This window comes from Sphingopyxis sp. (assembly GCF_016793825.1).
Taxonomy (GTDB): Bacteria; Pseudomonadota; Alphaproteobacteria; order Sphingomonadales; family Sphingomonadaceae; genus Sphingopyxis.
This window is the reverse complement of record NZ_JAEULM010000016.1, coordinates 46,044-71,561: the sequence shown is the minus strand read 5'-3', so window position 1 is coordinate 71,561 and position 25,518 is coordinate 46,044. Positions and strand designations below refer to the sequence as shown.

22 protein-coding genes are annotated in these 25,518 nt (G+C 65.2%); 6 read left to right on the top strand and 16 right to left on the bottom strand.

The window, feature by feature from the left end:
- Nucleotides 1-10: 10 nt before the first annotated feature.
- From xrtA to JNM03_RS03500, 11 genes are all read right to left on the bottom strand, one after another.
- The gene (xrtA, locus tag JNM03_RS03550) at nt 11-1,525 is read right to left on the bottom strand and encodes an exosortase A (RefSeq protein WP_294034425.1); all 1,515 of its coding nucleotides are present in this window, start codon (nt 1,523-1,525) and stop codon (nt 11-13) included.
- Nucleotides 1,522-2,727 carry a TIGR03087 family PEP-CTERM/XrtA system glycosyltransferase gene (locus JNM03_RS03545; RefSeq protein ID WP_294034423.1) on the bottom strand — a complete coding sequence of 402 codons (1,206 nt, stop codon included), beginning with the start codon at nt 2,725-2,727 and terminating at the stop codon, nt 1,522-1,524. The genes xrtA and JNM03_RS03545 overlap by 4 nt, the downstream gene beginning before the upstream one ends.
- A 6-nt stretch (nt 2,728-2,733) precedes the next feature.
- Nucleotides 2,734-3,816, bottom strand: a complete 1,083-nt coding sequence (locus JNM03_RS03540; RefSeq protein ID WP_294034421.1) for a FemAB family XrtA/PEP-CTERM system-associated protein — start codon at nt 3,814-3,816, stop codon at nt 2,734-2,736.
- Nucleotides 3,798-4,658: an XrtA system polysaccharide deacetylase gene (locus JNM03_RS03535; protein ID WP_294034419.1), complete on the bottom strand. Its 861-nt coding sequence runs from the start codon at nt 4,656-4,658 to the stop codon at nt 3,798-3,800. Before JNM03_RS03535 ends, JNM03_RS03540 begins: the two co-directional genes overlap by 19 nt.
- A 45-nt stretch (nt 4,659-4,703) precedes the next feature.
- Entirely contained in the window at nt 4,704-5,876 is a 1,173-nt protein-coding gene (locus tag JNM03_RS03530; protein ID WP_294034418.1) for an XrtA/PEP-CTERM system-associated ATPase, read from the bottom strand.
- 15 nt (nt 5,877-5,891) lie between these two features.
- Entirely contained in the window at nt 5,892-7,607 is a 1,716-nt protein-coding gene (locus JNM03_RS03525) for a hypothetical protein (protein ID WP_294034416.1), read from the bottom strand.
- Nucleotides 7,604-8,635, bottom strand: coding sequence for a P-loop NTPase (locus tag JNM03_RS03520; protein ID WP_294034414.1), 1,032 nt, complete (start codon nt 8,633-8,635; stop codon nt 7,604-7,606). Before JNM03_RS03520 ends, JNM03_RS03525 begins: the two co-directional genes overlap by 4 nt.
- Nucleotides 8,636-8,649: 14 nt before the next feature.
- The gene (locus JNM03_RS03515) at nt 8,650-10,182 is read right to left on the bottom strand and encodes an XrtA system polysaccharide chain length determinant (RefSeq protein ID WP_294034412.1); all 1,533 of its coding nucleotides are present in this window, start codon (nt 10,180-10,182) and stop codon (nt 8,650-8,652) included.
- Nucleotides 10,183-10,243: 61 nt separating this feature from the next.
- Entirely contained in the window at nt 10,244-10,906 is a 663-nt protein-coding gene (locus JNM03_RS03510; RefSeq protein WP_294034410.1) for an XrtA/PEP-CTERM system exopolysaccharide export protein, read from the bottom strand.
- Between the two features lie 182 nt (nt 10,907-11,088).
- Entirely contained in the window at nt 11,089-12,318 is a 1,230-nt protein-coding gene (locus tag JNM03_RS03505; RefSeq protein WP_294034408.1) for a pyridoxal-dependent decarboxylase, exosortase A system-associated, read from the bottom strand.
- A complete protein-coding gene (locus tag JNM03_RS03500; protein WP_294034406.1) occupies nt 12,315-13,847 on the bottom strand; it encodes an acyl-CoA ligase (AMP-forming), exosortase A system-associated in 1,533 nt (510 codons plus the stop codon). The genes JNM03_RS03505 and JNM03_RS03500 overlap by 4 nt, the downstream gene beginning before the upstream one ends.
- Before the next feature lie 35 nt (nt 13,848-13,882).
- Between JNM03_RS03500 and JNM03_RS03495 the strand changes: the two genes are divergently transcribed.
- From JNM03_RS03495 to JNM03_RS03480, 4 genes are all read left to right on the top strand, one after another.
- On the top strand, nt 13,883-14,872 hold the full coding sequence (locus tag JNM03_RS03495; protein WP_294034404.1) for a GNAT family N-acetyltransferase: 990 nt from the start codon (nt 13,883-13,885) through the stop codon (nt 14,870-14,872).
- Nucleotides 14,869-15,135, top strand: coding sequence for a phosphopantetheine-binding protein (locus tag JNM03_RS03490; protein WP_294034402.1), 267 nt, complete (start codon nt 14,869-14,871; stop codon nt 15,133-15,135). Before JNM03_RS03495 ends, JNM03_RS03490 begins: the two co-directional genes overlap by 4 nt.
- Before the next feature lie 122 nt (nt 15,136-15,257).
- Nucleotides 15,258-15,938 carry a hypothetical protein gene (locus JNM03_RS03485; RefSeq protein WP_294034400.1) on the top strand — a complete coding sequence of 227 codons (681 nt, stop codon included), beginning with the start codon at nt 15,258-15,260 and terminating at the stop codon, nt 15,936-15,938.
- Nucleotides 15,923-16,711 (top strand): hydrolase 1, exosortase A system-associated, encoded by a 789-nt coding sequence (locus tag JNM03_RS03480; protein ID WP_294034398.1) that lies wholly within the window; start codon nt 15,923-15,925, stop codon nt 16,709-16,711. The genes JNM03_RS03485 and JNM03_RS03480 overlap by 16 nt, the downstream gene beginning before the upstream one ends.
- 182 nt (nt 16,712-16,893) lie before the next feature.
- Here JNM03_RS03480 and trxB read toward each other — a convergent pair whose 3' ends face one another.
- Complete coding sequence (trxB, locus tag JNM03_RS03475; protein ID WP_294034396.1) at nt 16,894-17,859, bottom strand: thioredoxin-disulfide reductase; 966 nt, start codon at nt 17,857-17,859, stop codon at nt 16,894-16,896.
- Between the two features lie 93 nt (nt 17,860-17,952).
- Between trxB and JNM03_RS03470 the strand changes: the two genes are divergently transcribed.
- Nucleotides 17,953-18,579, top strand: coding sequence for a class I SAM-dependent methyltransferase (locus JNM03_RS03470; RefSeq protein WP_294034394.1), 627 nt, complete (start codon nt 17,953-17,955; stop codon nt 18,577-18,579).
- A 15-nt stretch (nt 18,580-18,594) separates the two neighbouring features.
- Nucleotides 18,595-19,905: a caspase family protein gene (locus JNM03_RS03465; RefSeq protein ID WP_294034392.1), complete on the top strand. Its 1,311-nt coding sequence runs from the start codon at nt 18,595-18,597 to the stop codon at nt 19,903-19,905.
- Between the two features lie 72 nt (nt 19,906-19,977).
- Here the strand turns inward: JNM03_RS03465 and JNM03_RS03460 are convergent, their stop codons facing one another.
- From JNM03_RS03460 to JNM03_RS03445, 4 genes are all read right to left on the bottom strand, one after another.
- Entirely contained in the window at nt 19,978-20,706 is a 729-nt protein-coding gene (locus tag JNM03_RS03460; RefSeq protein ID WP_367235632.1) for a rhodanese-related sulfurtransferase, read from the bottom strand.
- Between the two features lie 111 nt (nt 20,707-20,817).
- Nucleotides 20,818-22,830 carry a GMC family oxidoreductase N-terminal domain-containing protein gene (locus JNM03_RS03455; protein ID WP_294034390.1) on the bottom strand — a complete coding sequence of 671 codons (2,013 nt, stop codon included), beginning with the start codon at nt 22,828-22,830 and terminating at the stop codon, nt 20,818-20,820.
- A 67-nt stretch (nt 22,831-22,897) separates the two neighbouring features.
- The gene (locus JNM03_RS03450; protein WP_294034388.1) at nt 22,898-23,278 is read right to left on the bottom strand and encodes a Rap1a/Tai family immunity protein; all 381 of its coding nucleotides are present in this window, start codon (nt 23,276-23,278) and stop codon (nt 22,898-22,900) included.
- Nucleotides 23,279-23,340: 62 nt separating this feature from the next.
- Nucleotides 23,341-25,437, bottom strand: a complete 2,097-nt coding sequence (locus tag JNM03_RS03445) for a malate synthase G (protein WP_294034386.1) — start codon at nt 25,435-25,437, stop codon at nt 23,341-23,343.
- Between the last annotated feature and the right edge of the window lie 81 nt (nt 25,438-25,518).

The following is a 25,518-nucleotide window of genomic DNA, read 5'->3' as shown; positions in this document are numbered from 1 at the left end:
TCCGTATCGCTTAGCGCAGTTTCAGCGCGCGGTCAGCCATCGCCTGCGCTCCGCCCGACGCGGAAACGAAATCGGCGATCGCATCGTGGCCGCCTTTTACCTCTTCAGACGACACGATCAGCGACAGCGCACGCGGATCGCCACCAAATAAACGCGCTTCCAGACCCGCCAGCTTGGCGGCGCGCCCGCTTCCGGAAACCCGACCGTCGACGACATACCAAGTCACGGCATCGCGCAGCACGGGGCCGGGATGAAGCAACCGTTCGGCCTTGCCGCCGTCAATGGGGGCCAACGCCGCGCTCCACGCCCATCTGCTGTCCGGGTCGATCGCGCCCTGTCCGAATCCGACGACTTCGCGCCCCTCGGCTTGCCGCCGGTATCCGCCGATCGCGACGGTAACGCGGCGACCGGCGGCATCTTCGAAATGACGGACGACCTGCTGATCGGCGCCGTCGAAACGCGGGAGCCACGCCACTTGTCCAGGCGAAGCAGCCATCCAGCCGGGAGGCGTCGCAACCGGCATGCTCCCTGGAAGCGGCGCCGATCGGCCACCGATCAGCATTGCCCAGCCCACGAACAGCAAGGGAATGGCAAGCGCGGCGGGAAGCACCATTTTCGCCGAACCGACGTGACGCGGCACACCGCCCAGCCGCGTTACATCGACGGCGATATCGTTCGCCGGCCGGTCGAACGAACGCCGTGCGACGAGCATCACGACCAGCACGACCAGCCCGAAGAAGACCCACCCGTAAAAGACATGATCGATCCCGCCCGCCGCCTCTATCCCCCAGATTTCGGCGGCGACCATCGTGCCATAGGCGCGCAGGGCGTTGGCAAGGATCGTCGTTGCGAGTGCCAGCGCGACGAACACGATCCGCCGCGTCCAGCTTTTGAAACACAGATGCGCGGCGAACACCGAATAGGCGAGCATCGCGATCAGGAAATTGACCCCCGAGCAGGCCTCCGCCACTTCGAAGAAGCCGGCGCGCGTCGTGATGAAGACGCCTTCCAGCTCGGCCGGCAAGCCCGAGAGATGGAGCAGCAGCATCGAAATCTGCGCCGTCAGCGTCTGGAGAAGCGGGACGAGCTCCTCACCGAACGGCACGAGCAGCAGCGCATAGGCGAGCGGAAAGAGCAGGCCTCTCGTCAGCTTTTCACCCAGGGTAACGGCGACCGCACCCTGCAACATCAACACCAGCCCGAGTTGGCGAAACAAAGCGACGCCGGCCGCTTCGCCGACCAGCCAGACCACCCCGGCTCCCGCGATCCAGACAAGCGCCCGCCACCAGCAGGCCGGCATCAGCGGCTTCAGCAGCGCCGTGCGCTGCGAAACGAGCCAGCCGATCATCGGCACCATCAACAGACAATGGGTGAAGGTGGAGCTGTGCCACCAGATCCCAACCATGTCCGCGGCATCGCGATGGAAAATGGCAATGATCGCAGCCGACAGCGCCGCAAGTGCTGTCAGATGCCGCTGCCAGTGCGTCCAGCCCTTTGCCGAAGCCATCGTCTCCGCCGCCGTCATGCCGCCAGCCCCAACAGGCCCGCGAGCGGAGCCAACCGCGCGCCCCAACCGTAGCGGGCAATCATCTGCGCGCGCGCTGCCTGGCCCATTTTCGTGGCCGCATCGGGATCGTCGAAAAGCTTCACGGTCGCGGCTGCCATTGCGCCCGCACCCTCGGCGACAAGCAGGTGCGTCCCGGGCTGGGCGTCGATCCCCGTTGCGGCAGCGGCGCTCGCAACCACCGGCCGCGCCATCGCCATGGCTTCGAGCAACTTGTTCTGCACCCCGCGCGCGAGCAGCAATGGCGCCACGACCGCATCGGCCGCTGCGAGCCAGGGGCGCATGTCGGGTACCTCGCCGGTGACGGTCACGCCGGGCAGCGCCGCCAGTGCGCGCACCTCTTCGGTCGGGGCGCGGCCGACGATGGCGAAGCCCGCAGCAGCATGGCGGCGACGGATGATCGGAAGCACGTCGGTCGCGAACCAGCGCACGGCGTCGATGTTCGGACGATAGTCCATCTGCCCGGTAAAGACCGCCAGCGGTCCCGCAGGTCGGTCGATCGCTTCGAAGGGCAGCGATGGATCGAAAACATCGGTGTCGATGCCATTCTCGACCGCGCGAACCTTGTCGACGCCGAGACCGCTTTGGTCGCGAAAGAGCGCGGCTTCGGCTTCGCTGACGAAGAGGCTGGTATCGACGGCGCGCGCGACGGCGACCTCGAACGCGCCCAGTTCGCGCGCCTCGCGCGCATGAATCCAGTGCAGCGGCTGCCGAGCATCCTGCGCCGCGTAAGTTGCGAATTTCGCGGAGTCGACATCGACGAAATCCATGATGACGGGACCGTCGAATGCGTCCGGCAGATATTGCGCCATCTGGCCCGAGAAGGCGACGATATGCGTGATGTCGCGCCCGCGCAGCAACCCGTCGACATGCCGTATGACAGCCGCGCTCCTGAACAGCCGGTTCGATACCGGTTCGCCGCGCCATACCGCCTGCGCAAGTGCGATCGGACGAGATGCCTTGCGCACCTCAATCAACAAGCTTTTGCAAAGCGGTGCCATTTTTCGGCGCGCCATATCCGCGCCGGCCTCGTTGTCGGCCAGCGCCACGACATGCACCGGCGCCAGCTTTGCAAGCGCTTCGAACATGTGCCAGCTACGGATCCGGTCACCGCGGTCGGGCGGCCAAGGCGCGCGATGGACGAGAAACAGGATTTCGGGCATCTCCGGCTAACCCAGTCCGCGCGCGATCAACGGCCCGATGCGGTTCGCCGCCCAGAGCGGCAGCTTTTTCCAAAGATCGACCTGCAACCGGTATTTGGCGCTGTTCGGATTCGTGTCGCGCGCCGCCTCACCCGGCGCGAGCCAACGCGAATAGACGAGCGGGCGCGGTTCGAAACCCCAGTTCTTCTTGTACGACCAGGGGCCGGTTCCAACCTTGGACCGGCCGAAATCGAACCGGGCGCATCGCTTTGCACGAGCGTGCCGCATCAGCGCGAAATACATCAGTTCGTTGGCGCGCAACTTGCGCGCGGCGGCCGTGCCGCCGCCCCAATAGGGCATGACCGCACCACGCCAGTACAGGCTCAGCACACTGGCGACCGGCTGGCCCTTCTCGCGAATGGTCAGGATATCGGCATCGTCACCGAAGGCATCGAGCACCGCATCAAAGAGCCGTTTCGGAAAGACCGGCGTGCCGAGGTTGCGGACGCTCGTCGCATAGATGCGATAATGATCGCGCCGCTCGGCCGCGCCGTGCCCCGTCGTCACGGTCAGGTCGCTTTCCAGCGCCTTGCGCACTTCGGCCCGCTGTTTGCGGGGAATGGCGAGCAGTTCGGCCTCATCGTCGGTTGCAAGATCGCGGATGAAACCCGCATAGGTCCCGTCTTCGCGGCGCCAGCCTTCGCCGTCCGGCAGGGGACCGCCGCGCAACTCGACCGATGAAATGCCGAGCGTCCGGGCCAGCCCGGCCGCCGCTTCTGAAAGCGCGGCGGCAACCGACTTGCTGCCGACGAGCATCCCCCCATCGACGGCGAAGCCCGTGGCAACCAGCGCCTGCCCGAACAGCGGCGAGCGGATGTGGTGGAGCGGCAACAAACCCGCCATCGCGCCTTTCGCATCATACGCCGCCAGCGCATGGCACCGATGGCCAGTCGCTTTCGTCACCGCGCGGCACCAGGCGCTGCTGTGGAACGGCGTAGCGTCCCGGTGGGCGACGACATAGGCATCCCATGCCGCCGGGTCGTCCAGCGGCAACACCGTGATCGCGTCCATTACCGGATGCACGGGTGCGTTCACGCAGCGGCGCGCCATGGCCGGGCGCGCTCCTGTTGGGCCGGAAGCAGAGCATCGGCCCGCGTCCATTCGAAATCGGCAAGCAGCTTCTTCAGCTTGCCAGCCATGGCCGCCAAGCCGGTGTAATGACGAACTTTCGACCTGATCGGCGCGTTCGCGACCCGCGGCTGCCCGGGATCGATCTCCCACGGGTGGAAATAGAGGATGGCCGGATGGCCTTCGGCATTCATTCGCGCGACGGCCCAGCGTGTGAAGCCATATGGCAGCATCCGCATGAACCCTCCGCCGCCCGCCGCGAGCGTGCGCCCGGCGATCCGGGCGGTCGCCACCGGCCATTCGACGAGCGCGCTGTCATCAAGCGGCTGCCAGACATGGCGCGGACTTTCCGACCAGCCATAATGATCGTGCACCACCGGCGCGACGCTCGACGAATAGGCATAGCCCTGTTCGGCGAGAACCGGGTGAGCCCACGGTGTGCGCGCGTCGACCGAAAAGCTGGGCGCGCGATACCCGCGAATTGGGGTGCCTCCGATATCTTCGAGAATCGCCTGCGTCTTCTTCAGGTCCGCCGCGAACTCGTCGGCCGTCATGTGGAACACCCGTTTGTGGTCATAGCCGTGGCTCGCGAGTTCGTGCCCCGCATCGACAATGCGCTTGATCAATGCAGGATAGCGTTCGGCAACCCAGCCGAGCGTGAAGAACGTGCCCCGAACCCCCGCGTCGGAGAATATTTGCAGCACGGCATCGCCATTCGCCTCGACGCGGCATTCCAGCGCCGGCCAGTCGGCACGGTCGATCGTGCGCTCAAATGCGCCGACCTGAAACCAGTCCTCGACATCGACCGACAGGCCGTTCTGCATTTTTCCTCACCTTCATCAACCTCGTAGCGGATGATGCTCAGCGCGTCACGCGGCCCAGACCTCGGATTTCGCCGGGTTGGGTGCGTTCTCGGGATCACGTTCGACCCATTCGATCAGCAGGTCGAGTACGCGACGCAGCGCCGCGTCCTGTTCGACCAGCCGTTCCTCGAGGCTCGCGATATGCCGCTGAAGCTCGGCGATCTGTGCCTCGTCGATGGCGGGCGCCACGGGCGCAGAATTATCCGCTGTCTCGCCGACTTCGATCGGCGCAGCGAACGGCGCTCGCCCGTCCGGCGCCGCCGCAGGCCAATCGAGCGCGCGATCCTCGGCCGGCGCAACAGCGGCCGCGGCATGCGCGACGACCTCCTCGACCGGCAGCGGCGCGAGGCTCGCCTCGTCGACGCCGCGATCGGCTTCGACCTCGGCGATGACATTGCGGACATGCTGCGCCGAGATGCGATGCAGTTCCTCGACCGCGCCGAACAGCAGCAGACGGCTGACCAGCACGTTCAACTTGCGCGGCACGCCGTCGCTATAATCGAAGATCAGTTCGTACGCCTCGGGCGCGAAACTGGGATTTCCGGTCCAGCCAACCTTCTTCAGGCGGTGGAGGATATAGGGTTCGACTTCCTCGGGCTCCATCGGATCGAGGTGGTGCGTCGCGATCACACGCTGGCGAAGTTGTTCGAGCGTCGGCGTGTGGAACAGCGTCTGGCGGAATTCGGGCTGCCCCAGCAGGAAGATCTGCAGCAGCGAATGACCGCCGAGCTGGAAGTTCGACAGCATCCGCAGCTCTTCGAGCGCCGAGATGGCGAGATTTTGTCCCTCGTCGACGATCAGAAGGGTGCGGCGGCCGGCGCGCGCCTGGTCGCGCAGATATTCCTCCATCGAACGCAGCAATTCGGCCTTGCTTTGCCCTTCCCATTCAAGGCCGAACTGCTCCGCGACAAGGCGGAGAAGGTCGTCGCCCTCGACCTGCGTCGACACCAGCTTGACCGCGGTCAGCCGATTGGGGTCGATCGTGTTCATGAGGTGCCCGACGAGGGTCGTCTTGCCCGCACCGACATCGCCGGTGATGACGATGAAGCCCTCTCCCTGCGCGAGGCCGTAGCCAAGGTAGGACATGGCCTTCCGGTGCGTGCCGCTCTCGAAATAGAAAGCGGGGTCCGGCGTCAGCTGGAAGGGACGGCCGGTGAAACCATAATATTGATCGTACATCGCCTGTTCCCCGAATCAGAAATTGTAACGCAGGCCCACCAGAGCGGATCCGATCAACTGGCTGTTGAAGCCGTCCTGATCGAAAGCGGTCAGGCTGGCGGCCGCCGTTCCCGTCAGGCCGCGCCAGAAACGCCGTCCATAGGATGCCGTCAGACCGGCGGACTGGACATCACTGCCCCCCGGCGAACCATTGTCGAAATAATTGAGATAGCCCGACAAGGTAATGTCGGAATCGCGGTCGATCGGATGGCCAGCGGTCAGGAACAGATAATAATTCTCGTCCGTGATGCCGTTGAGCGACGCGATCGGCGACGTACGCGGCACCAGCAGGCGGCGGCGATCATAGCCGACGCCGACGCCATAGCTCCAGCCATAGGTGCGCGAACTCATGACGGCCTGGACGCCGCTATTGCGGAACTGCGCCGCGGTCGGCGTGCCGAGCTGATTGCCCAGGCAACCCCCACCCTGTTCGCCGAAGACGCAATTGTTGAAATCGCCGGTTATCGGGTTGCGCAAGGGGTCGAACTGCGTCGGAAGCGCCGCTAGCCCGGTCGACAGCCCGCGCCCGAAGCTGGAAAGCCCGTCATAAACGCCGACCTGAAACGTCGTCGCGTGGTCGGGGCGATAAACGAAACTGCCGGTGTAGATCATGTCGCCATAACGGCGGCCGACCTTTGCAGTAAGCGACGTGCGACGGCTTGGCTGCCACATGACGCCCGCATCCCAGATCAACCCGTCGGTATCGAACGCAAGCTTGCGCGGCGTCGACGTGTCGGTGACGAAGCGACCGCTGGCGTCGCGGACCGGCACGCCGTTGACGTCGAGCACCGGATCGCGCTGGCCGATCTCGATATTCTCATAGCCGACACCGCCAAGCAGCGCCAAGGTCGGGCCGACCGGCACGGTCACGTCGGCGCGCGCGAATTTGCCTTCATAGCGTTGGTCCAGCTGGCTCGCGTCCTCGCGTTCATAGCCGCCGGAAACCTGCCAGCCGAACGGCAGATCACCCGGCCGCTGGCCGACGCTTGCCCAGGCGACATGGTTTGTCGAGCTGTCGAAGACATTTTGCACGAGCGCGCCGGACGGCAGCAATGTCGGCGCGTCCACGTCGACCTTGGTGTAGCCGAAGCGATACCCCGCCCCGACATCCAGTCCGCCGATACGGCGCGCGAAGGTCGGGCCGGCATAAAAGGAATAGGTGTTCGCAACATTGTTCCGGTTGCCGACGAACAGGCTGCTGTCGCTGCCGCCACCGTCGGCGCGCGTGCGCGTGGCAAGCGCGCCGCCTTCGAGACTGAGCCCCTGCGCGACATCGACCCGCCCGCGCGCGATACCGCTGATCACATCCTGATCGTTCTGTTTGCCCCAGCCGAACTGATGCTCGTACCGGACACCCGCCGCGACCTCCGCCCGGCGCGTCGCCACCGCAACGTCGACGCCGATCGCCGCGGTCGTATAGGTCAGAACATCGCCGCCATTCTTGAGGTCGGCGCTGAGCACCTGCCCGACTTCGAGATAGGGGCTGACATCGACGCGGCGTTCCTTGCGCTGGCGTTCGCCACGCTTGCCCTTCTTGTCCGCGGCACCGTCGGCAGCGGATGCTCCCCGGGGCGACGCATCGCTCGCGCCCGGATCACCCGAAAACTGCGCCTGCGCGCTCGTCGCGGTTCCGGCGAGCAACAGCGCCGCAAGCGCCGCCCCACGGCGCATACTGGCATTGGTGCGCATCATGACGCGCCTCCCTGTCCATAATAGGTGCCGAAGCGGCGGCCGCCCGGCGAGAATTTCACTCCGTTGAGGAGAAGCTGGATATGCGGGCACGCGCCCATCAGTCCGATCGCATCGCGCAATGCGCTTTCCATCGTCTGGTCGGCGCGCACGACCATGATCAGCTGGCCGACGTGCCCCGCAAGCACCGCAGCGGGCGACGCCGCAAGAACCGGAGGCGAATCGAGGATCAGAATGCGCCCGGGCGCGCCCGCCTCAAGCTGGGCAAGCAAGGCCTCGGTCCGCGCCGATGCGAGCAATTCGGTATCGTTCAGGCGCTGCGTCCCCGCAGGCATGACCTTCAGCCCCGGAATATCGGTCTGGATCAGGCAATCGCCGAGCGGCAGGTGCGGATCCGCCAGCGCATCCATCAGACCCGGGCCGTTTTCGAGGCCCAGCGTATCGAGCACGCTCGGCTTCGCGATATCGGCGTCGATCAGCAGCACATCGTGGTCGGCTTCGACCGCGAGGCTGAGTGCGAGGTTGACAGCGGAAAAGGTCTTGCCTTCGCCGGGGTTGGCGGACGCGATCAGGACGCGATGTCCGCGCGGCACGACCGGCCGGTTCGCGGTGCCCGAAAAGTTCCGGATGATCTCGCGCTTCACGATGCGATATTCTTCGGAAATGCCCGTGACAGGCGCGCCCGGTACGATCATGCTGTTGGCGGCGAGACGCGCGCGATCGATGCTTCCTTGCCGCGTTGGAACGACGGCAGGGGCGGCCCTGGCGACGTCCTTGCGCGCCGAGGGTGTCGGCGCTGGCGCCGCTTCGACCGCGGGCGCAGTTTCGACGATCGGCGGCAGGACTTCGGCCTGCCGAACCTCGACGACGGATTCGGTCTGCGCCTTGCTCTTGCGAACCCTTTTCTCGGGCTCCGGCGGCAGCTTCGAAACGTCGATGGTCGCCGCGTCCTTCGCGGGGTCGAGACCGAACATGTCGGCCGCGCGTTCGAGCAGCGAAGGCGGGCGCTTGACGGGGCGTTGATCGTTCATGTCTTCTTCCCCGCTCACGCGACCATGCCGCGCTGGACGAACTCGGCGATCAGCAGCAGCGCATAGAGGCCGACGAGCGCCCCCGCTCCGCCGGCGAGCCACACCAGCCTTTTCTTGCGTTCGACATGGCGCTCGGGGGTTACCACCTCGGTAATCGAACCAATCACCGGCAGTCCGCTCGCGCGTTCGAGCTTCGCCGCGGTCGCATAGCTCGTGCGTACCTGGCTGAGGCCGAACGCCGCGGCGACGCCGCCGCCCAGCCCGGCAATGAGCACGAGCGTCAGAAACAGTGGTCGGTTTGGCGCCGCAGGGCTTGTCGGCTTCGAAGGCGGGTCGAGCAGTTCAACCTTGATCGCATCGGTTTCCGTCTGCACCTGCCCGCGCATCCGGACTTGTTCGCGCTGGCCGAGAAGCTTGTCATATTGCGCCTTCAGCGCGGTGTATTCGCCGTTGATGCGGTCATATTCGGCCGCGATGCCGGGGTTCTGGATCTGCTGCGAGGTGATCCGGGCGATATCGCCCATGAGCTGCGCCTTGCGAGCATTCAACGCGCTCACCGTCGCCTGACGCTCGGCACGCATCGCTGCCAGCGAGGCATACGCTGGGTTCTGCACCCCACCACCGCCGCCGCCGGTGCCTTCGCGGTCGGCGATCGCCTTCAACGAAGCGATCTGGCTCTTGAGCGCGATCACGTCGGGATGCGCATCGGTCAGGCCGCGTGCATGCATCGCCGACAATTCGCCCTGTGCGCCGGCAAGCTGCTGGCGCGCAACGCTGCCACCGACGCCGCCATTGCCGCCCGCTACCGTGGCAGGCGTTGAAGCAAGCTGACCGCTCGCAGCCGAAAGCTGGGCCTGCGCCGATATGAGCTGCGAATCGATCTGGCTGAGTTCGGCGCGCGCCGCATCGACGCGCTGCGCCGGCGAACCCGAGCCGCCGGGGATCAAGCCAATATTCTGCGCCTCGAAGGTCGCGCGCCGCGCCTCGATCTCGCGCAGCGCGGTTTCGCGATCGGCGATCTGGGCGTCGAGAAACTTCAACCCTTCGCGCGCGTCCGTGCGGCCACCGCGGAGTTGATCGTCACGAAACACGGTGATCAGGCTGTCGAGCACGCCCGATGCCAGCTTGGCATTGTCGGCGTCCGACAGGCTGCCGACCGCTACGGACGACGTGATTTCGAAGATATTCTGTTGCTGCGGGACGACCTTGATGTTGTTTTGCAGCATCGCGACGGCGCCCGCCTTGTCGCGTTCGCCCGCATCGGGACCGATCAAGCCGGTCGTTGCCGCCACTTTTTCCAGATTGCGCGCACTGGTCAGCGTTTCGCGGATCTGGTCGATCTGCTGCCCGCTGGCACCCGCCGCGTCGTCGGGCAAAATCTGATTGATATCGACCAGCAAGCGAGCGCGGCTGTCATAGCGGTTCGGAATCGAGGCGACCGCGAGCCAGCCGAGGATGCAGATTGCCCACGCCACGGCGAGCACGAGCCAACGGCGTGTCCAGACGCTGTGCAGCGCCACCCGGAATTCGTCGTAAAGGCCGTTCATCGTCTCTGGTCAGTCCTCAAAGCCTCTGGGGCAAAAGCTGCGATTCAGCGGTCGGTTTTGGTCAGAACATGCTTTCGGGAATGATGATCACGTCGCCCGGCTGCAACCGGACATTCGCTTTGATGTCGCCGCGCTTGATCAGGTCATTGAGGCGCAGGCCAAACTCCTCCTGCTTGCCCGTACCCTTGTCGAATCGTACCAGCCGCGCCTTGTTGCCTGCGGCATATTCGCCAAGGCCGCCGACCGCGATCATCGCATCCAGCACCGTCATGTTGGCACGGAACGGGATCGACGCCGGCTTTTCGGTCGCGCCGACAACGCGCACCTGCTGCGAGAAGGTGCTGTTGAAACTGGTAACGATCACGCTGACGATCGGATCGGTGATATACTGGCTGAGTTGCAGCTTGATGTCCTGTTGCAGCATCGTGGGCGTCTTGCCGACGGCGGGCATATCAGTGATCAGTGGCGTCGTGATGCGGCCGTCGGGGCGCACCTGCACCTTGCCGCCAAGCTCCGGATTGCGCCAGACGAAGATCTGGAGTTCGTCGAGCGGCCCGATGATATATTCTTCGCCCGGTCCTTCCTGATTGGCGACGAAGTTCGCGCTCGGCAACTGCGGCGCGGGGCCCCCGCTGGTGCCGATGCAGCCCGTGAGCGCGGTCGCGGCGATGCCCGAAACCAGTGCGGCCTTGGCAGCGCGAAGCGAGGGGAAGGACGTTTTCATCTAGTCACCTTTCGAACGGCCGGATGCCCGCAAGTCCCGGAACCTCGCGAAGACAGCCATTGCGTCAGGGTCAGCCATTGCTCGAAAAGGGTGAACATACCGTTAGTATTGGGATAAGTTCACACCGTCGTCGCAGAACTCTGTGCCAATCCGGCACAGAAGTTAACCTTTATCGGATCCCGTCAGACCAGCATCTCTTGCGCTCGCCCCTGCCCCAGAAAGGCCGACGGACTCGCGGTTGCGCCATAGGCGCCCGCCTGAAAAATCACAACAAGATCATGAACATCGGCATATGGAAGTGCGACCTGATCGCCGAGCCGATCGAGCGGCGTGCAAAGACAGCCGACAACCGACACCGTTTCGGAAGGTTCGGCGCCAAAGCGGTTCGCCACCGCGATCGGATAGTTGCGGCGAATGACGGTCCCGAAATTGCCGCTCGCGGCAAGCTGATGGTGGAGGCCGCCATCGGTCACCAGAAAGGTCTCGCCATGGCTGGTTTTCCTGTCGACGACGCGCGTCAGATATACGCCCGCCTCGGCGACCAGCCAGCGCCCGAGTTCCATCGCGAAGCGACTGTCGGCAAGACGCCGATCGCGCGCCGCAAGAGCATCGCCGAGCGCCCGACCGACCGCGACGGCATCGACGGCGGTATCGCCCGGGAAATAGGGCACGCCCATTCCGCCGCCCAGGTTGACGAGAGGTGGCGTGCGGCCGATCTCCGCCGCAAGGCGTGCCGCGAGCGCGAGCGTTTGCGCCTGCGTATCGGCGATGGCCCCTGCATCAAGGGCCTGCGATCCGGCAAAAATATGAAAACCCCGCCAATCGGCGCCGGCTTCGAGCAGGCGCCCGACCAGCGCGGGAACCGCGACGGCATCGACGCCGAACGGCTTTGCGCCGCCGCCCATCTTCATCCCCGACCCCTTGAGGTCGAAATCGGGGTTCACCCGGACCGCGAGCCGGGGCACGACGCCAAGCCGCGCGCCGATCGCAAGCGCCCGATCGGCCTCACCCGCCGATTCCAGATTGATCGTCGCACCCGCCGATATGGCGGCCTCCAGCTCGCGATCGCGCTTGCCGGGGCCGGCGAAACTGATGTGGTCCGCGGACATGCCGCTAGCGAGTGCGGCGGCGAGTTCCCCGCCCGATGCGACATCGAACCCATCGACAAGGCCAGCCATTCGCCCCAGCAATGGGGCGTAAGGGTTGGCCTTCATCGCATAATGCAATTGCACCTCGGCAGGCATCGCCCGGCGCCATTCGGCAACCCGCGCGGCCAGCATCGCGCCGTCATAGACGAAGAGCGGCGTATCGCCCGCAGCCTTAGCAAGGTCGTCGGCCCGCCGGCCGCCGATCAGCAGCATGCCATCGGCATCGGCGGAAAAGCCGGATGGTATCGGGCCGTGCGGCTTCATGCCGCCACCTTCGGCGCCCACTCGGCCGCGATCGCGACACGGTCGAGCTTGCCGTTGGGATTGCGCGGCAACGCATCGCGCCATTCGACCACTTGCGGCTGCATGAAATTCGGCAGATTCTGTCGCAGATAGGCGGCAAGCCCGTCGGCATCGTCACGGCCGTTTCTGCCGCGTACGATCAGCACGATCGCGGCGCCCAGCCGCGGGTCGGGAACGCCGAATGCCACCGCTTCGTAAATGAGGCCCGAAGCGACCGCGACATCCTCGATCTCCGTCGGGCTGACGCGATTGCCCGCCGTTTTGATCATCGCATCGTCGCGGCCCACGAAATAGAGCAGTCCATCGCCATCGCGGCGCACGGTATCGCCCGACCAGACCGCCGTTCCCCCATAACGCGATGCGGCAGGCGCCGGCCGGAAGCGCTGCGCCGTCCGCTCCTCGTCGCGCCAATAGCCCTTGGCAACCAGCGGACCCGCATGGACCAGTTCGCCCGCCTCGTCGTCGTTCGTGATGCTGCCGTCGGCGCGGCAAACGAGGATTTCGGCGTGTGGAATCGCGCGGCCCATCGACGTCGGATGGTCGGCGACGAGCGCCGGATCGAGCCAGGTCGACCGAAACGCCTCCGTCAGCCCATACATCGGGTAGATATCGGCGCGAGGGAAAGTCGCACGCATCGCGTCGATGAGCGAGGGCGTCAGCGCACCGCCGCTGTTCGTCAGCCGCCTCAGCAGCGCGGCAGTATCGGCAGGCCATTCGCTCTCGACGAGTTGCACCCACAGCGGCGGCACGCCGGCAAGGGTCGTGATGCGATGCCGCGCGGCCGTCTTCACAACGTCGCGCGGGGTCAGATAATCGAGCGGTGCGACCGCCGCCCCCGCGTACCAGCTTGAAAGCAACTGGCTCTGTCCATAATCGAAGCTGAAGGGCAGGACCGCAAGCACGCGATCATCGGGCACGAGGTTCAGATAGGACGCCACGCTCTCGGCGCCGAGCCACAGATTGGCATGGCTCAGCATCACCCCCTTGGGGCGGCCGGTCGAACCGCTGGTGTAGAGGATCGCGGCCAGGTCGTCCGGCCGGGCGGTCGAAGGCGGCAGCGCCTGTCCACCCGAATCGATGACGTCTTCGGCGATCTTCAGATCCTGATATGCGCAGTCTTCGGGGCGTTCCGCGCCGAGCATGTCTGCGCGCGCAGCATTGGTGACGAGCAGTTTCGCGCCGCTGTCGGACAGGATGTGCGCAACTTGCGGCCCCTTCAGCAGCGGGTTGACGGGAACATGGATCAAACCCGCGCGCGCGGCGGCAAGCGGCATCAGGCAGGCGGCGCGCGTCTTTGCGCTCCAGCTTGCGACGCGCTCGCCGGGACCGCCAACCTGATCGAGCAGCCACGACGCCAGCCGGCCGACGCCCGCATCGAGGTCGGCGAACGTGGTGACGGCGTCGCCGATGAGCAGCGCAGCCGCATCCGGCGCGCCAAAATGGACGAGATGGTCGATCGGACGCGACGGCGGATTTTCTAAAGTGGTCATCGGCTGTTAGGAGCTTCGTGATAGAGCGCGCGACCATGCAAGGGAACGGTGAAGATCACGCTAATGATGATGCGGCAAAAGCCGCAGGCTTTGCGACGCCCTTTGACCAGCCCGCATGGTTCGACCTGCTCACCGCCCATGGATTTGCAGGTGAAGGACGGTTCGATGCGCGCGGCAGCGCCGGCGCCGCGACGGCATGGCTGGCGCTCCGCATCGACAAGCCGGATCATCTTGCCGGTCTTGCCAACTGGTACAGTTTTGCGATCCGGCCGCTGTACACCGGCCCGCGCGACCACGAAGCGGCACTGACGGATCTGTTCCGCAAGCTGCGCCGCCGAGGCGCGCGCCTGTCGCTGTTTCCGGTGCGCGACGACGAGCGGCAAACGATCGTAGCCGGGCTGCGCGCGGCCGGCTGGTGGATCGATGCAACCCGCGCCGGCGACCGCCATTGGCTCGACCTGTCCGGAATGGACCATGACAGCTGGTGGGCGAGCCGACCGGGCGCGCTGCGCAGCACCGTCCAGCGTAAGGCGAAGAAGGCCATCGTCGATATCGCACTGCTCACCCGCTTCGATCCCGAAAGCTGGATCGCCTACGAACAAATCTATGCCGCGAGCTGGAAGCCCGAGGAAGGCCATCCGGCACTGCTTCGTGCCTTTGCGGAGGCCGAAAGCGCGCGCGGCACCTTTCGCATGGGTCTCGCCCGCATCGACGGCGCCCCGGTCGCCGCGCAATTCTGGACCGTCGAGGATGGCACCGCTTTCATCCACAAGCTCGCTCATGTCGAAGACAGCCTGAAGGCGTCCCCCGGAACCCTGTTGTCGGCCGCGCTGTTTCGCCACACGATCGAGATCGATGGTGTGAAGCGCATCGACTTCGGAACAGGAAACGACGCTTATAAACGGGACTGGATGAACCGGCACGAACCGTTGTGGCGGATCGAGGCTTTCAATCCGACGCGGCTCGCGGCATGGGGACCGGCATCCAAGGCCTTTGCGCGTTCCCTGCTCAGGAAAGACATATGACCGATAACGCCACCGTCGATGCCATTCTTCGCGCACTGCTCGCCGACGTCCTCGGCCTCGGCGAACGTCGCGCCGCTGCTCTGACCGACGACAGCGGCCTGTTCGGCGCCCTGCCCGAATTCGATTCGATGGCGGTCGCGACGGTGCTGACCGAAATAGAGGATCGCCTCGGCATCATCATCGACGATGATGAGATCGATGGCGAAATATTTGAAACCTATGGCAATCTTCTCGCCTTTTCCGAGCGCAAGGTAGCGGGGTGACGGCCATCGCTTCCCTTCTATCCCGTCATCCCGGCGAAGGCCGGGATCTCGCCGTGGAGTTTCCAGCCACGGCGAGATCCCGGCCTTCGCCGGGATGACGATAGAAGAGAGGGCTGCTTATCATGGCGGCGGATGCTACCGAGCATCAATTGCGGATCGACCCCGCAGGCGCGCCACGCGCAACCGTCCTGATCGTCCCGCCGCTGTTCGATGAAGCGAACCGGCTGCGCCGCACGCTGGTGCTGGCGATGCGGGAGCTGGCGGCGGACGGGTTTGCGGCGGTGCTACCCGATCTTCCGGGGCAGAATGAAAGCCTCGTACCGCTTGACCTCGTCGATCTCGACCGCTGGCAGGATGCGCTCGCCAAGAATGCGGACGGAATCGACGGCCCGATCCTTGTCGCCTCGGTTCGTGGAGGTGCGTTGATCGATCATCGGCCAGCGGCGTCGGCATGGTGGCGCCTCGCCCCTGTCGGCGGCGCCCCGCTGCTCCGGACGATGCTGCGCGGGCGGGTGACGGCGGATCGCGAAGCCGGTATCGAATCGTCGCTGGACAGCCTGCAAGCCGATGCGCAAACCGCGACGTTGCTGCTGGCCGGCAATGCGCTGTCGCCAGCAATGGTCGCTCAGCTTGGCAGCGCCGAACCGCAACCGGTCGCGCCGCTTCGCAGCGTCGGCCTCGGGGCCGACGGCATCGCGGGAACCCCGCTGTGGCTGCGCGCGGAGCCGGGCGAGGACGCCGCCATGGCCGGCGCGATCGCCTCGGACATCGCCGCCTGGAGCAAGACATGCGGCATCAGCTGAGCTTTGGGTGCGAAGGCGCGACGCTCGCCGCAAGTCTCGACGAGGCGCCGGGCGCGACGGGCCTGCTGATCGTCTCCGGCGGCAACGAAGTTCGCAGCGGCGCGCATCGCGGCATGGCTATGCTCGCACAGCGGATCGCCGGCGAAGGCTATCCGGTGTTCCGGTTCGACCGGCGCGGGGTCGGGGACAGCACCGGCGAGAACGGCGGCTATGCGAACAGCGGCCCCGACGTCGCAGCCGCCATCGCCGCCTTCCGCGCGGCCGCGCCGCACGTCACGCGCATCGTCGCCTTCGGCAATTGCGATGCGGCGAGCGCACTGCTGCTGCACCAGCCGTTGCCGATCGATGCGCTGCTCCTCGCCAATCCCTGGACCTATGACGAGAGCGGGGCGGAAGCGGATGAACCTGTCCTGCCCCCCGCTGCGGCGATCCGCGCGCGCTATCTTTCGCGGCTGAAAGACCCCAAAAGCCTGCTCCGCCTGCTCAGGGGCGAGATCGATATCCGCAAACTGCTGCGCGGCCTGTCCGCGCTCGGCAAAGCTAAGCCTGTCTCTTTACCCGGCAGCTTGCCGGCCCGGCTCGACCGCGCGATGGCGACTCTCGTCTGTCCCGCGACGATCCTGCTCGCGACCGGCGACCGTACCGCGCAGGCGTTTGTGGAAAGCTGCAAGCAGCCGCCTGTCGCGGTCGAGCGGCTCGACAGCCCGTCCCACAGCTTTGCCGGGCGAGACGCCGAATGGCTGGCGGCGCGGATATTGGAGAGATTGGGCTGACGATGTTGCGGGCGTAGAGCTGCCCTCCAAAATCGTCGTGCCGAACTTGCCTCAGCCCCCATGGCCTGAGCTCTCAACTGGCGCCGCATAGAAGGAAACGGCAGGTCACGGACCCTGAAACAAGGTCAGGGTGACGAAAAGGCGATGTCGTCCCCCGGTCGCACCCTTCCTTCCGACCCGGCCTACGCCTCCACCAGCGCCTTATACTCCGCCTCGGCCAGAAAGCGCTCGGCGTCAAGCGCGGCCATGCACCCCATGCCCGCCGCGGTCACCGCCTGCCGATATACCTTGTCCGTCACGTCGCCGGCGGCGAACACGCCCGGGATCGACGTCAGCGACGTGCCCGGCGTCACATGAAGATAGCCGTCGTCGTCGAGCGGCAGTTTACCCTTGAACAATTCGGTCGACGGGCTGTGGCCGATCGCAACGAAGCCGCCGTCGGTCGGCTCGTGGCTGGCCTCGCCGGTGACGGTATCGATCAGATCGACGCCAACGAGTCCCGCCGCACCCTCGCCGGCAACGAACCGGTCGACGCGCTTGTTCCAGAGCACCTTGATCTTGGGGTTCGCGTGGAGGCGATCCTGCAGGATCTTTTCGGCGCGCAGATGGTCGCGGCGATGAATCAGCGTCACATCGTCGCTGTGGTTGGTCAGATACAGCGCCTCCTCGACCGCGGTGTTGCCGCCACCGATCACGACCACCTTCTTGCTGCGATAGAAGAAACCATCGCAGGTCGCGCAGGCCGAAACCCCCTTGCCGCCCAGTTCCTGCTCACCCGAAACCCCCAGCCATTTCGCCTGTGCGCCGGTCGCGATCACCAGCGTTTCAGCGAGATAGACGTCGCCGCCGTCGCCGGTCAGCTTGAACGGCCGCACCGACAGGTCGACATCGACAATCGTGTCCCAGATCATGCTCGTGCCGACATGCGTCGCCTGCGCGGTCATCTGTTCCATCAGCCAAGGCCCCTGGATGACTTCGGCAAAGCCGGGATAGTTTTCGACGTCGGTGGTGATGGTCAGCTGGCCGCCCGGCTGCAGCCCTTGCACGACGATCGGCTTCATTCCCGCGCGCGCGGCATAGATGGCGGCCGACAGACCGGCCGGGCCGGAACCCAGAATGAGCATTTTGGTGTGGTGCGTAGCAGGCATGACAGTCTTTCGAATCCTGTGCGGGACCGCACAGATGGGTGTTGCCAACCGCGCTAGCAAGGGTCACCTTCCGCGCCAAGGGGAGTCGGAAAAATGGCGAGTTGGTGGGAACGTCATGGGGTGCCGCGGCTGATCAAATGCGCCTGCTCGCAAGGGCAGATCATGAAAGCGCGAAGCCGGGTCGTACCGCATGCCGCGGGCGACGTTCTGGAACTCGGCTGCGGCGGGGGCATCAACATGGAATTCTATGACCCGACGCGCGTGACGCATTTCACCGGGCTCGACCCCTCACCCGAACTGCTCGCGATGAGCCGAGCTGCCGCTGCGGCACGCGGGATGCCAGCCGACATTCAGGGCGGCATCGGCGAAGCGATGCCGTTCGAGAGCGGACGCTTCGACACGGTGGTCACGACCTTCACGCTCTGCTCGGTCGCCGATCAGGCAGCGGTGCTCGGCGAAATCCGTCGCGTGCTGAAACCCGGCGGCACCGCGCTGTTCCTCGAACATGGCGGCGCTCCCGACGCGGGCGTCGCCAAATGGCAGCGGCGCATCGAGCCTGTATGGAAGCGCATCGGAGGCAATTGCCATCTCACGCGGCCGATCGCCGATGCTTATGAAAAAGCCGGATTTGCAGTCGATCGACAGGGCGCCGCCTATATGCCGAAGACCCCACGCCCCTTTGGCTGGGTCGAATATGGCGCCGCCCACGCCGCATCGTGACGAGAGGATAGCAAGATGATGCGCACCTGGCTCGCCCTGATCACCGCCATCTTCCTGCTCGTCCCGACAAGCGCCGAGGCCCGCAAGGTCGCGCTGATCGTCGGCAACAGCAATTATGCGAACACCAGCCGCCTCACCAACCCCGCCAACGATATCAAGATCGTCGCGGCATCGGCGCGCAGCGCGGGGTTCGACGATGTTACGATCGCAGCCAACCTGTCGGTCAACGACTTCCAGAAGACGATGCGCGACTTTCGCGCCAAGGCCGACGGCGCCGAAGTCGCGATGGTCTATTACGCTGGCCACGGGATCGAGGCGCAGGGGAAGAACTGGTTGATCCCGACCGACGCGCAACTGAAATCCGACCTCGACCTGCCGTATGAAGCGATCAATCTCGACCGGATGATGGAGGCGGTGTCGGGCGCGCGGATCCGCGTCGTCATTCTCGATTCGTGCCGCAACAATCCCTTTGGCCGATCCTGGCGATCGGGCACCCGCGCCGTCGTGAACGGGCTTGCGGGGGTGGAGGCCGACGACGTCCTGGTAATCTTCGCGGCCGCGCCGGGACAGACCGCGGCCGATGGAACCGGTGTGAACTCGCCCTTCGCGACCTCGCTCGCCAAGCGCCTGCCGCAGCCCGACTTGCCGGTCCAGCTCCTCGGCGGCGCCATTCGCGATGACGTGCTGGCGGCGACGGGCGGGCTGCAACGGCCCTTCGTCAGCGCCAGCATCACCGGTACCCCCGTCTATCTGGTCCCGCGCGCCGGGCAGGCCGCAACGGGCAACCGCGCCGCGCTGGAAGATTTGATGTGGAAAGGCGCGGTCGCCGAAAACAGCGCCAGCGCGTTCAAGGCCTATCTCGCCGAATTCCCTGCCGGAAAATATGCCACCCAGGCGAACGAAAGCGTCACACGGCTCGGCAAGAACCCGAAGGCCGCGCCGCCGGCGGCCAAGCCAGTGATGGTCGCGGCTGCGCCGACTGCAAAGAAATATATGTTGTCGAACATCCATGTCGAAGCGGTGAAGCTGACCGGCCGGCTCGGCCTGGGGCTTCCCGACCAGCTATTCCTGCGTTTCAACACCGGCGAACGCTTCCCCGAGGGGTCGCGCGAAATCTTCTCTATCAAACGCGGAGAAAGCTGGGTGGTCGACCGGAATTTCGCTTTTGAGCAGCCGGTGAGCTTTCAGCTTCGCGAATTCGACGATATCGGCGGCAGCGACAATATCGGGACGGTCGATATCGGCAATGTGCCGGGAACCTTCACCAGGACGCTGAACGGCGACGCGAGCGATTATCGGGTCACCTATACGCTGACCGTGGGGTGACCTTTCGAACGACACTCTCGCCATCGTCAAACGAGGTTCGGTCCGCGATGACGGATTTGGCGAATTGAGAGGCTAGTCCTTCTCGCCAACCTCGACGAGGCCGTGCCCCACGCTGACGCGCTCGTCGAAGACGAAGCAACTGCCATGCCACCGCGTCTGCGTTGCGGGCACCTGTTCCAGATAGGCAAGGATCCCGCCCTTCAGGTGGACGACATCCGCGACACCCTCGCTGCGCAGGAAGGCGGTCGATTTTTCGCAGCGGATGCCGCCGGTGCAGAACATCGCAATGCGCTTTCCCGCGAACTCGGCAGCATGGTCGCGCCACCAGTCCGGGAAATCGCCGAAACGCTCCGTTCGCGGATCGATCGCGCCCGTAAAGCTGCCATAGCCGACCTCGAAACCGTTGCGCGTATCGATCAGCACGGTGTCTGGATCATCGACGATGGCATTCCAGTCCGCCGGGTCTACATAGGGTGCGGCATCGCGCGCCGGGTCCAGTCCCGGCACCTTCATGGTGACGATCTCTTTCTTGAGCCGCACCTTGAGGCGCTGGAAGGGCATCGCCGCGGCGGTCGAATATTTCACGTCGAGGCCGGCGCAATCGGGGAGCGCGCGAATATGCGCGATGACCGAGGCAATACCGTCGTCCGCGCCCGCGATCGTGCCGTTGACGCCTTCGCGCGCAAGCAGCAGCGTACCCTTGACGCCATGCACCGCGCAGATGTCGAGCAAAGGCTGGCGCAGCGCGGCGGGATGGTCGAATGGCGCAAAACGATAGAGGGCGGCAACAGTGAAGGTCATTTCCGCCGCCCCATAGCCGCTCGCGTCAAGCGAAGTCGAGACACAGTCGAAACTGCGCCAATCCGACGGGTATCCCGACTTCGCTCGATGCGAACGTCTTCGGCGGTCAGGCTAGCGAAACGGATCGCTCCGCGCGGTCGCATAATGTGCCATCGCCATTGTCGTCCATTGCGCATTGACGCGGATACAGGTGGGGAAGACACTGGCGTCGGTGACCAGCACGTTCGTGGTTCCGTGGACGCGGCACTCGGGATCGACGACGCCATATTGCGGATCTTCATTGATCGCGTTGCCACCGTGCGGATGGCTGCTCGACAGGGTCACGTCGTCGGCTTCCTCGATCGCATCCGCGAAGAAAGCGTCAATATCCATACCCGGCGTGATCGTCTGACCCTTGCTCAGCGCTGGATAGCATTCGAGCGCGCCGGCGGCGAAATGCACCTTGGTCAGTGTCGCCATTGCGCGGCGCAGCACCGGCAGGTCGTCGTCGGGATCGAGCTTGAATTCCAGCTTGCCGTCCTTCACCCGACCACGACGATCGGCGGGAAAGAGGATGCCTGCCGAATGGACCCGGCCGAAATTCCGCATCCGCGCCGCATGTTCGCCGAACCAGCCGGGCATCAGCGACGCCATCGCCATTGGCGGCTGGAAATGGCTTTCGAGGAGGAAGTCGCCGCAATCGACGTAGCTTGCCATCTGGTCCTCGTCCCATGCGTTGCCGCCGACGCCCGGCGGCATCAGCGCGACCACGGGCGACGCGATATTGAGCGACACCTGATAGCCGGTGCGGTCGATGTCGCTGCGCGCGAGCAGTTTCGACGAAGCGATGGTCCCGCCAGCCACGATGACGCCGACTCGCGCGCGGACGAGTATTTTCGATCCGTCGGGCAGGATCAGCTTCACCGCCTCCGCCTCGCGCCGTCCGTCGATCGCTGTCTGCCAGACGATATGATCCGCCTTGGTGCCGGGCAGAATGCGCGCGCCATGATCGCGGCAAGCGTCCGGAAGATAGGTCTGCGCCATTCCCATCCGCCGCCCGTACGAACAACCCGCGTTGCAATAGCCGCAATAGGCGCAGGCAGCCGGTGTGTTCGGCGGTCCGAAATTCTTGGCGAACCAGTCGGTCACCGCACGCTGGTCCCTGGGATCGTTCGACGTCGCGGCATAGGCGTGCCAGCCGTTCATCAGGTGCGGGCCATTATGCCTTCCGCTCCGTGGCTCGATGGGTGCGATGCCAAGGCGCCGCTGTATCGCGTCGTAGCTCTGATGGAAGGCGGCGGCATCGACCGGCGCGCCGACGCTGGCCCATTTGGCAAGGACATCGACCGCATCGGGATGCGTGCGCCCCGCCTCGTTGACGCGCAGGCATATCCCGTTGTTGATCGTCGACGACCCCCCGACGCAGCGCCCCTGAAACACGACGAAATCGCGATTGGTCGAGGTCTGGAGCGCGCCATGCTTGAAGAGGTTGGCGACCATGTCGAGTTCATGGTGGTTGATCCTCGGCGACGGATAAAAGGGACCGGCTTCGACGATCAGGACTTTGTAGCCGCGCGCCGCGACATGGAACGCCGCAACGGCGCCGCCCGCGCCCGAACCAATGACGATGACATCATATTCGTCGCCGAGTGTCGCGGCGTCGAGGATGTGCGCCGCCTCGATCTCGCGCCCGTCGATACGGGTGAGCGGCATTTCCCCTGCCCCGCGTGTGCGATGTTTTGGCAAGGTAAAGCCGATCTGCGCATGCACTGGATTGGCTGCGTTGGCATCCTCGTCACCGGGTTCAAGGCCCGGCTGCCAATGGCCATAATAGCAGCCATAGATGATCCCACGCAGCCGCGCCATGTCCTGAAACAGGTCGATCTGGCTGTTCTGGAGGCGCCGTTCGATCCGCCGCGCGCGCGTCTGGACATCGGCTTCGGCGAACATCGGGCCCAACACGATCTCGGTCGCGGTCAACGACAGACGTATTTCGTCGAGTTTGGTCCCGCCAACCTTCGCGAACAGATCGGTCACGTTGGCGACGACCTGATCGGGCGTGATCGCCATCGACGCCCCGTGGAACAGCGCTTCGGTCAACGCTTTCAGGAATTTGAGCTGCCCGAAATTGAACGGCGCCGCCATCGCCCCTCTCCCCCTTGTCCCGCCGCAACCGAACGCACGGGAAATTCCGCAGCGCGCCCGCCGAACGTCAGCAGGGATATTTCTGGAAGAGCGCGTTCCGGATCGAACTTACTGCCGAATATTTTAAACCAGCCATCTTGCCGCGCCAATAGTCCAGAACGACCGCGCGAACTTCGATCGCCTTGATCCCCTGCGGCAGGCAGATATTTCCTTCCGCCATCTTGGTATCGCCATAGAGTTTGACCATGTCGTGCGCGGCCATGATGAAATAGTCGCAATTGTCCTGATCGGTTCCGGCCTTCGACGTGCAAAGGTCATAGACCTGCTGACCCGTCTTGAAGACCCCGCTCGACGGCGTGCTGTCCTGCGCGGCCACGGGCGCGACGGACACGGCCGCCATGATGAGCGCAGCCGGAACAACCGATTGGCGAAAAACGCGACGAAGCATGGCAATCCCCCCAGATCAGCCCTCGGCGATTGCCATAGCCCGTGCCCCGCCCGAACGCCAGTTCAGGCGGCTGCCTTTTTTTCCTGCCGATATTTGTGCAGCAGCGGCTCGGTATAACCCGACGGCTGTGTCACGCCCTCGAAGATCAGCGCGCGGGCGGCCTGCCAGGCGACACCTTCGGGCGTAAGCTTTTCGTAGAGCGCGTCGCCCGCGTTCTGCGCATCGACCTTCGCCGCCATACGCGCCAGAGCAGCATCGACCTGCGCTTCGGTGCAGACGCCATGGAGCAGCCAGTTGGCAAGCGCCTGGCTGGAGATACGCAGCGTCGCGCGATCCTCCATCAGGCCGACGTCGTCGATGTCGGGAACCTTCGAACAGCCCACGCCCTGATCGATCCAACGCACGACATAGCCCAGGATGCCCTGGCAATTATTGTCGAGCTCGCGCGCCACCTCGGCTTCACTCCAGTTGCGACCGGTCGCGACGGGAATGGCAAGCAGACGGTCGATCGCCGGCACCGCCTCGCCCGCAATCTCGCTCTGCCGCGCAAAGACGTCGACCTGGTGATAGTGCAGCGCGTGCAGCGTCGCCGCGGTTGGCGACGGCACCCATGCGGTATTCGCGCCCGACCGTGGATGGCCGATCTTTGCCTCGATCATCGCCTTCATCAGATCGGGCATCGCCCACATGCCCTTGCCGATCTGCGCCTTGCCCGACAGTCCGCAGGCAAGGCCGATGCGCACGTTGCGGTCCTCGTAGGCGGCGATCCAGTCGCTTGCCTTCATCTCGCCCTTGGGAATCATCGGACCGGCGCGCATCGACGTATGTATCTCGTCGCCCGTGCGATCGAGGAATCCGGTGTTGATGAAGACGATGCGGTCCTTCACTGCGTGAATGCACGCACCCAGATTGGCACTGGTCCGGCGCTCTTCGTCCATCACGCCGACCTTGATCGTGTGCCGCGGCAGGCCCAGCACATCCTCGACTGCGTCGAACAGGCGGTCGGTGAAGGCGCACTCCTCGGGACCGTGTTGCTTGGGCTTCACGATATAGATGCTGCCGGCGCGGCTGTTGCGCAGATTGCCACGCCCCTTGAGGTCGTGGAGCGCGCAGAGGCTGGTGATGACCGCGTCGCAGATGCCCTCGGGCGCTTCGGCGCCGTTCGGTAGCCTGATCATCGGCGTCGTCATCAGATGACCGACGTTGCGCACGAACATCACGCTACGACCCGGCAGCGCGAAGGGCGTGCCATCGGGCGCCGTCCACTGCCGGTCGGGTTCCATCGCGCGGGTGATCGTCCTGCCCCCCTTGTCGAAACTTTCGGAGAGGTCGCCGCGCATCAGGCCCAGCCAGTTCGTATAGCCGAGCGCCTTGTCCTCGCCATCGACCGCCGCGACGCTGTCCTCAAGGTCGATGATCGTCGTCAACGCGGCTTCGAGCACGACATCGGCGATGCCCGCCGGATCGGTCTTGCCGATCGCGCTGTCGGGATCGATCACCAGCTCGATGTGCAGGCCATTGTGGCGGAGCAGGATGGCGCCGGGCTTGCTGCCTGCCCATTGCGACGGGTCGGCGAGCGTCAATTGTCCACCTTGCCAGTCGGCCCAGCTCCCCGACGCGAGAGGGACCGTTTCGTCGAGGAACGCCTTCGCACGGGCGATAACCGCCGTCCCCCGTTCGGCATCGTAGCCGCCGGGGCGTGCCGGCGGTGCATCGAGCGCATCGGTGCCGTAGAAGGCATCATACAGGCTACCCCAGCGTGCGTTGGCGGCATTGAGTGCGAAGCGGGCGTTCAATGCGGGGACGACGAGTTGCGGTCCCGCCATCGTCGCGATTTCAGGGTCGACGTTCGCGGTGCCGATCTGGAACGGCGACGGTTCGGGGACGAGATAGCCGATCTCGCGAAGGAACGCCTGATAGGCGGCGGGATCGTGCGGCTGCCCTTCGCGCGCCTGATGCCAGGCGTCGATCGCGCTCTGCAGATCCTCGCGCGTTGCCAGCAGGGCGGCATTTTGGGGCGCCAGCGTTCCAAGGAGCGCCGCGAAATCGGTCCAGAAACGGTCGGCATCCAGTCCGGTGCCGGGAATGGCGCGATCCTCGATGAACCGAACGATGCGCGAATCGACGGACAGGCCGCGGCGGTCGAGAAAATCAGTCATGAAGCACCCTTGTTGGTCGGCGCTTGGCGCCTGTGGACCCGGGGAGGAAAGGGCCGCCGCCCTATGCCGCGAATGGCCGCG

Bases quoted from the DNA above. Each gene is read 5' to 3' on its own strand.
- xrtA (WP_294034425.1), bottom strand. From the start codon at position 1,525: ATGACGGCGGCGGAGACGATGGCTTCGGCAAAGGGCTGGACGCACTGG.
- JNM03_RS03545 (WP_294034423.1), bottom strand. From the start codon at position 2,727: ATGCCCGAAATCCTGTTTCTCGTCCATCGCGCGCCTTGGCCGCCCGAC.
- JNM03_RS03540 (WP_294034421.1), bottom strand. From the start codon at position 3,816: ATGGCGCGCCGCTGCGTGAACGCACCCGTGCATCCGGTAATGGACGCG.
- JNM03_RS03535 (WP_294034419.1), bottom strand. From the start codon at position 4,658: ATGCAGAACGGCCTGTCGGTCGATGTCGAGGACTGGTTTCAGGTCGGC.
- JNM03_RS03530 (WP_294034418.1), bottom strand. From the start codon at position 5,876: ATGTACGATCAATATTATGGTTTCACCGGCCGTCCCTTCCAGCTGACG.
- JNM03_RS03525 (WP_294034416.1), bottom strand. From the start codon at position 7,607: ATGATGCGCACCAATGCCAGTATGCGCCGTGGGGCGGCGCTTGCGGCG.
- JNM03_RS03520 (WP_294034414.1), bottom strand. From the start codon at position 8,635: ATGAACGATCAACGCCCCGTCAAGCGCCCGCCTTCGCTGCTCGAACGC.
- JNM03_RS03515 (WP_294034412.1), bottom strand. From the start codon at position 10,182: ATGAACGGCCTTTACGACGAATTCCGGGTGGCGCTGCACAGCGTCTGG.
- JNM03_RS03510 (WP_294034410.1), bottom strand. From the start codon at position 10,906: ATGAAAACGTCCTTCCCCTCGCTTCGCGCTGCCAAGGCCGCACTGGTT.
- JNM03_RS03505 (WP_294034408.1), bottom strand. From the start codon at position 12,318: ATGAAGCCGCACGGCCCGATACCATCCGGCTTTTCCGCCGATGCCGAT.
- JNM03_RS03500 (WP_294034406.1), bottom strand. From the start codon at position 13,847: ATGACCACTTTAGAAAATCCGCCGTCGCGTCCGATCGACCATCTCGTC.
- JNM03_RS03495 (WP_294034404.1), top strand. From the start codon at position 13,883: ATGCAAGGGAACGGTGAAGATCACGCTAATGATGATGCGGCAAAAGCC.
- JNM03_RS03490 (WP_294034402.1), top strand. From the start codon at position 14,869: ATGACCGATAACGCCACCGTCGATGCCATTCTTCGCGCACTGCTCGCC.
- JNM03_RS03485 (WP_294034400.1), top strand. From the start codon at position 15,258: ATGGCGGCGGATGCTACCGAGCATCAATTGCGGATCGACCCCGCAGGC.
- JNM03_RS03480 (WP_294034398.1), top strand. From the start codon at position 15,923: ATGCGGCATCAGCTGAGCTTTGGGTGCGAAGGCGCGACGCTCGCCGCA.
- trxB (WP_294034396.1), bottom strand. From the start codon at position 17,859: ATGCCTGCTACGCACCACACCAAAATGCTCATTCTGGGTTCCGGCCCG.
- JNM03_RS03470 (WP_294034394.1), top strand. From the start codon at position 17,953: ATGGCGAGTTGGTGGGAACGTCATGGGGTGCCGCGGCTGATCAAATGC.
- JNM03_RS03465 (WP_294034392.1), top strand. From the start codon at position 18,595: ATGATGCGCACCTGGCTCGCCCTGATCACCGCCATCTTCCTGCTCGTC.
- JNM03_RS03460 (WP_367235632.1), bottom strand. From the start codon at position 20,706: ATGACCTTCACTGTTGCCGCCCTCTATCGTTTTGCGCCATTCGACCAT.
- JNM03_RS03455 (WP_294034390.1), bottom strand. From the start codon at position 22,830: ATGGCGGCGCCGTTCAATTTCGGGCAGCTCAAATTCCTGAAAGCGTTG.
- JNM03_RS03450 (WP_294034388.1), bottom strand. From the start codon at position 23,278: ATGCTTCGTCGCGTTTTTCGCCAATCGGTTGTTCCGGCTGCGCTCATC.
- JNM03_RS03445 (WP_294034386.1), bottom strand. From the start codon at position 25,437: ATGACTGATTTTCTCGACCGCCGCGGCCTGTCCGTCGATTCGCGCATC.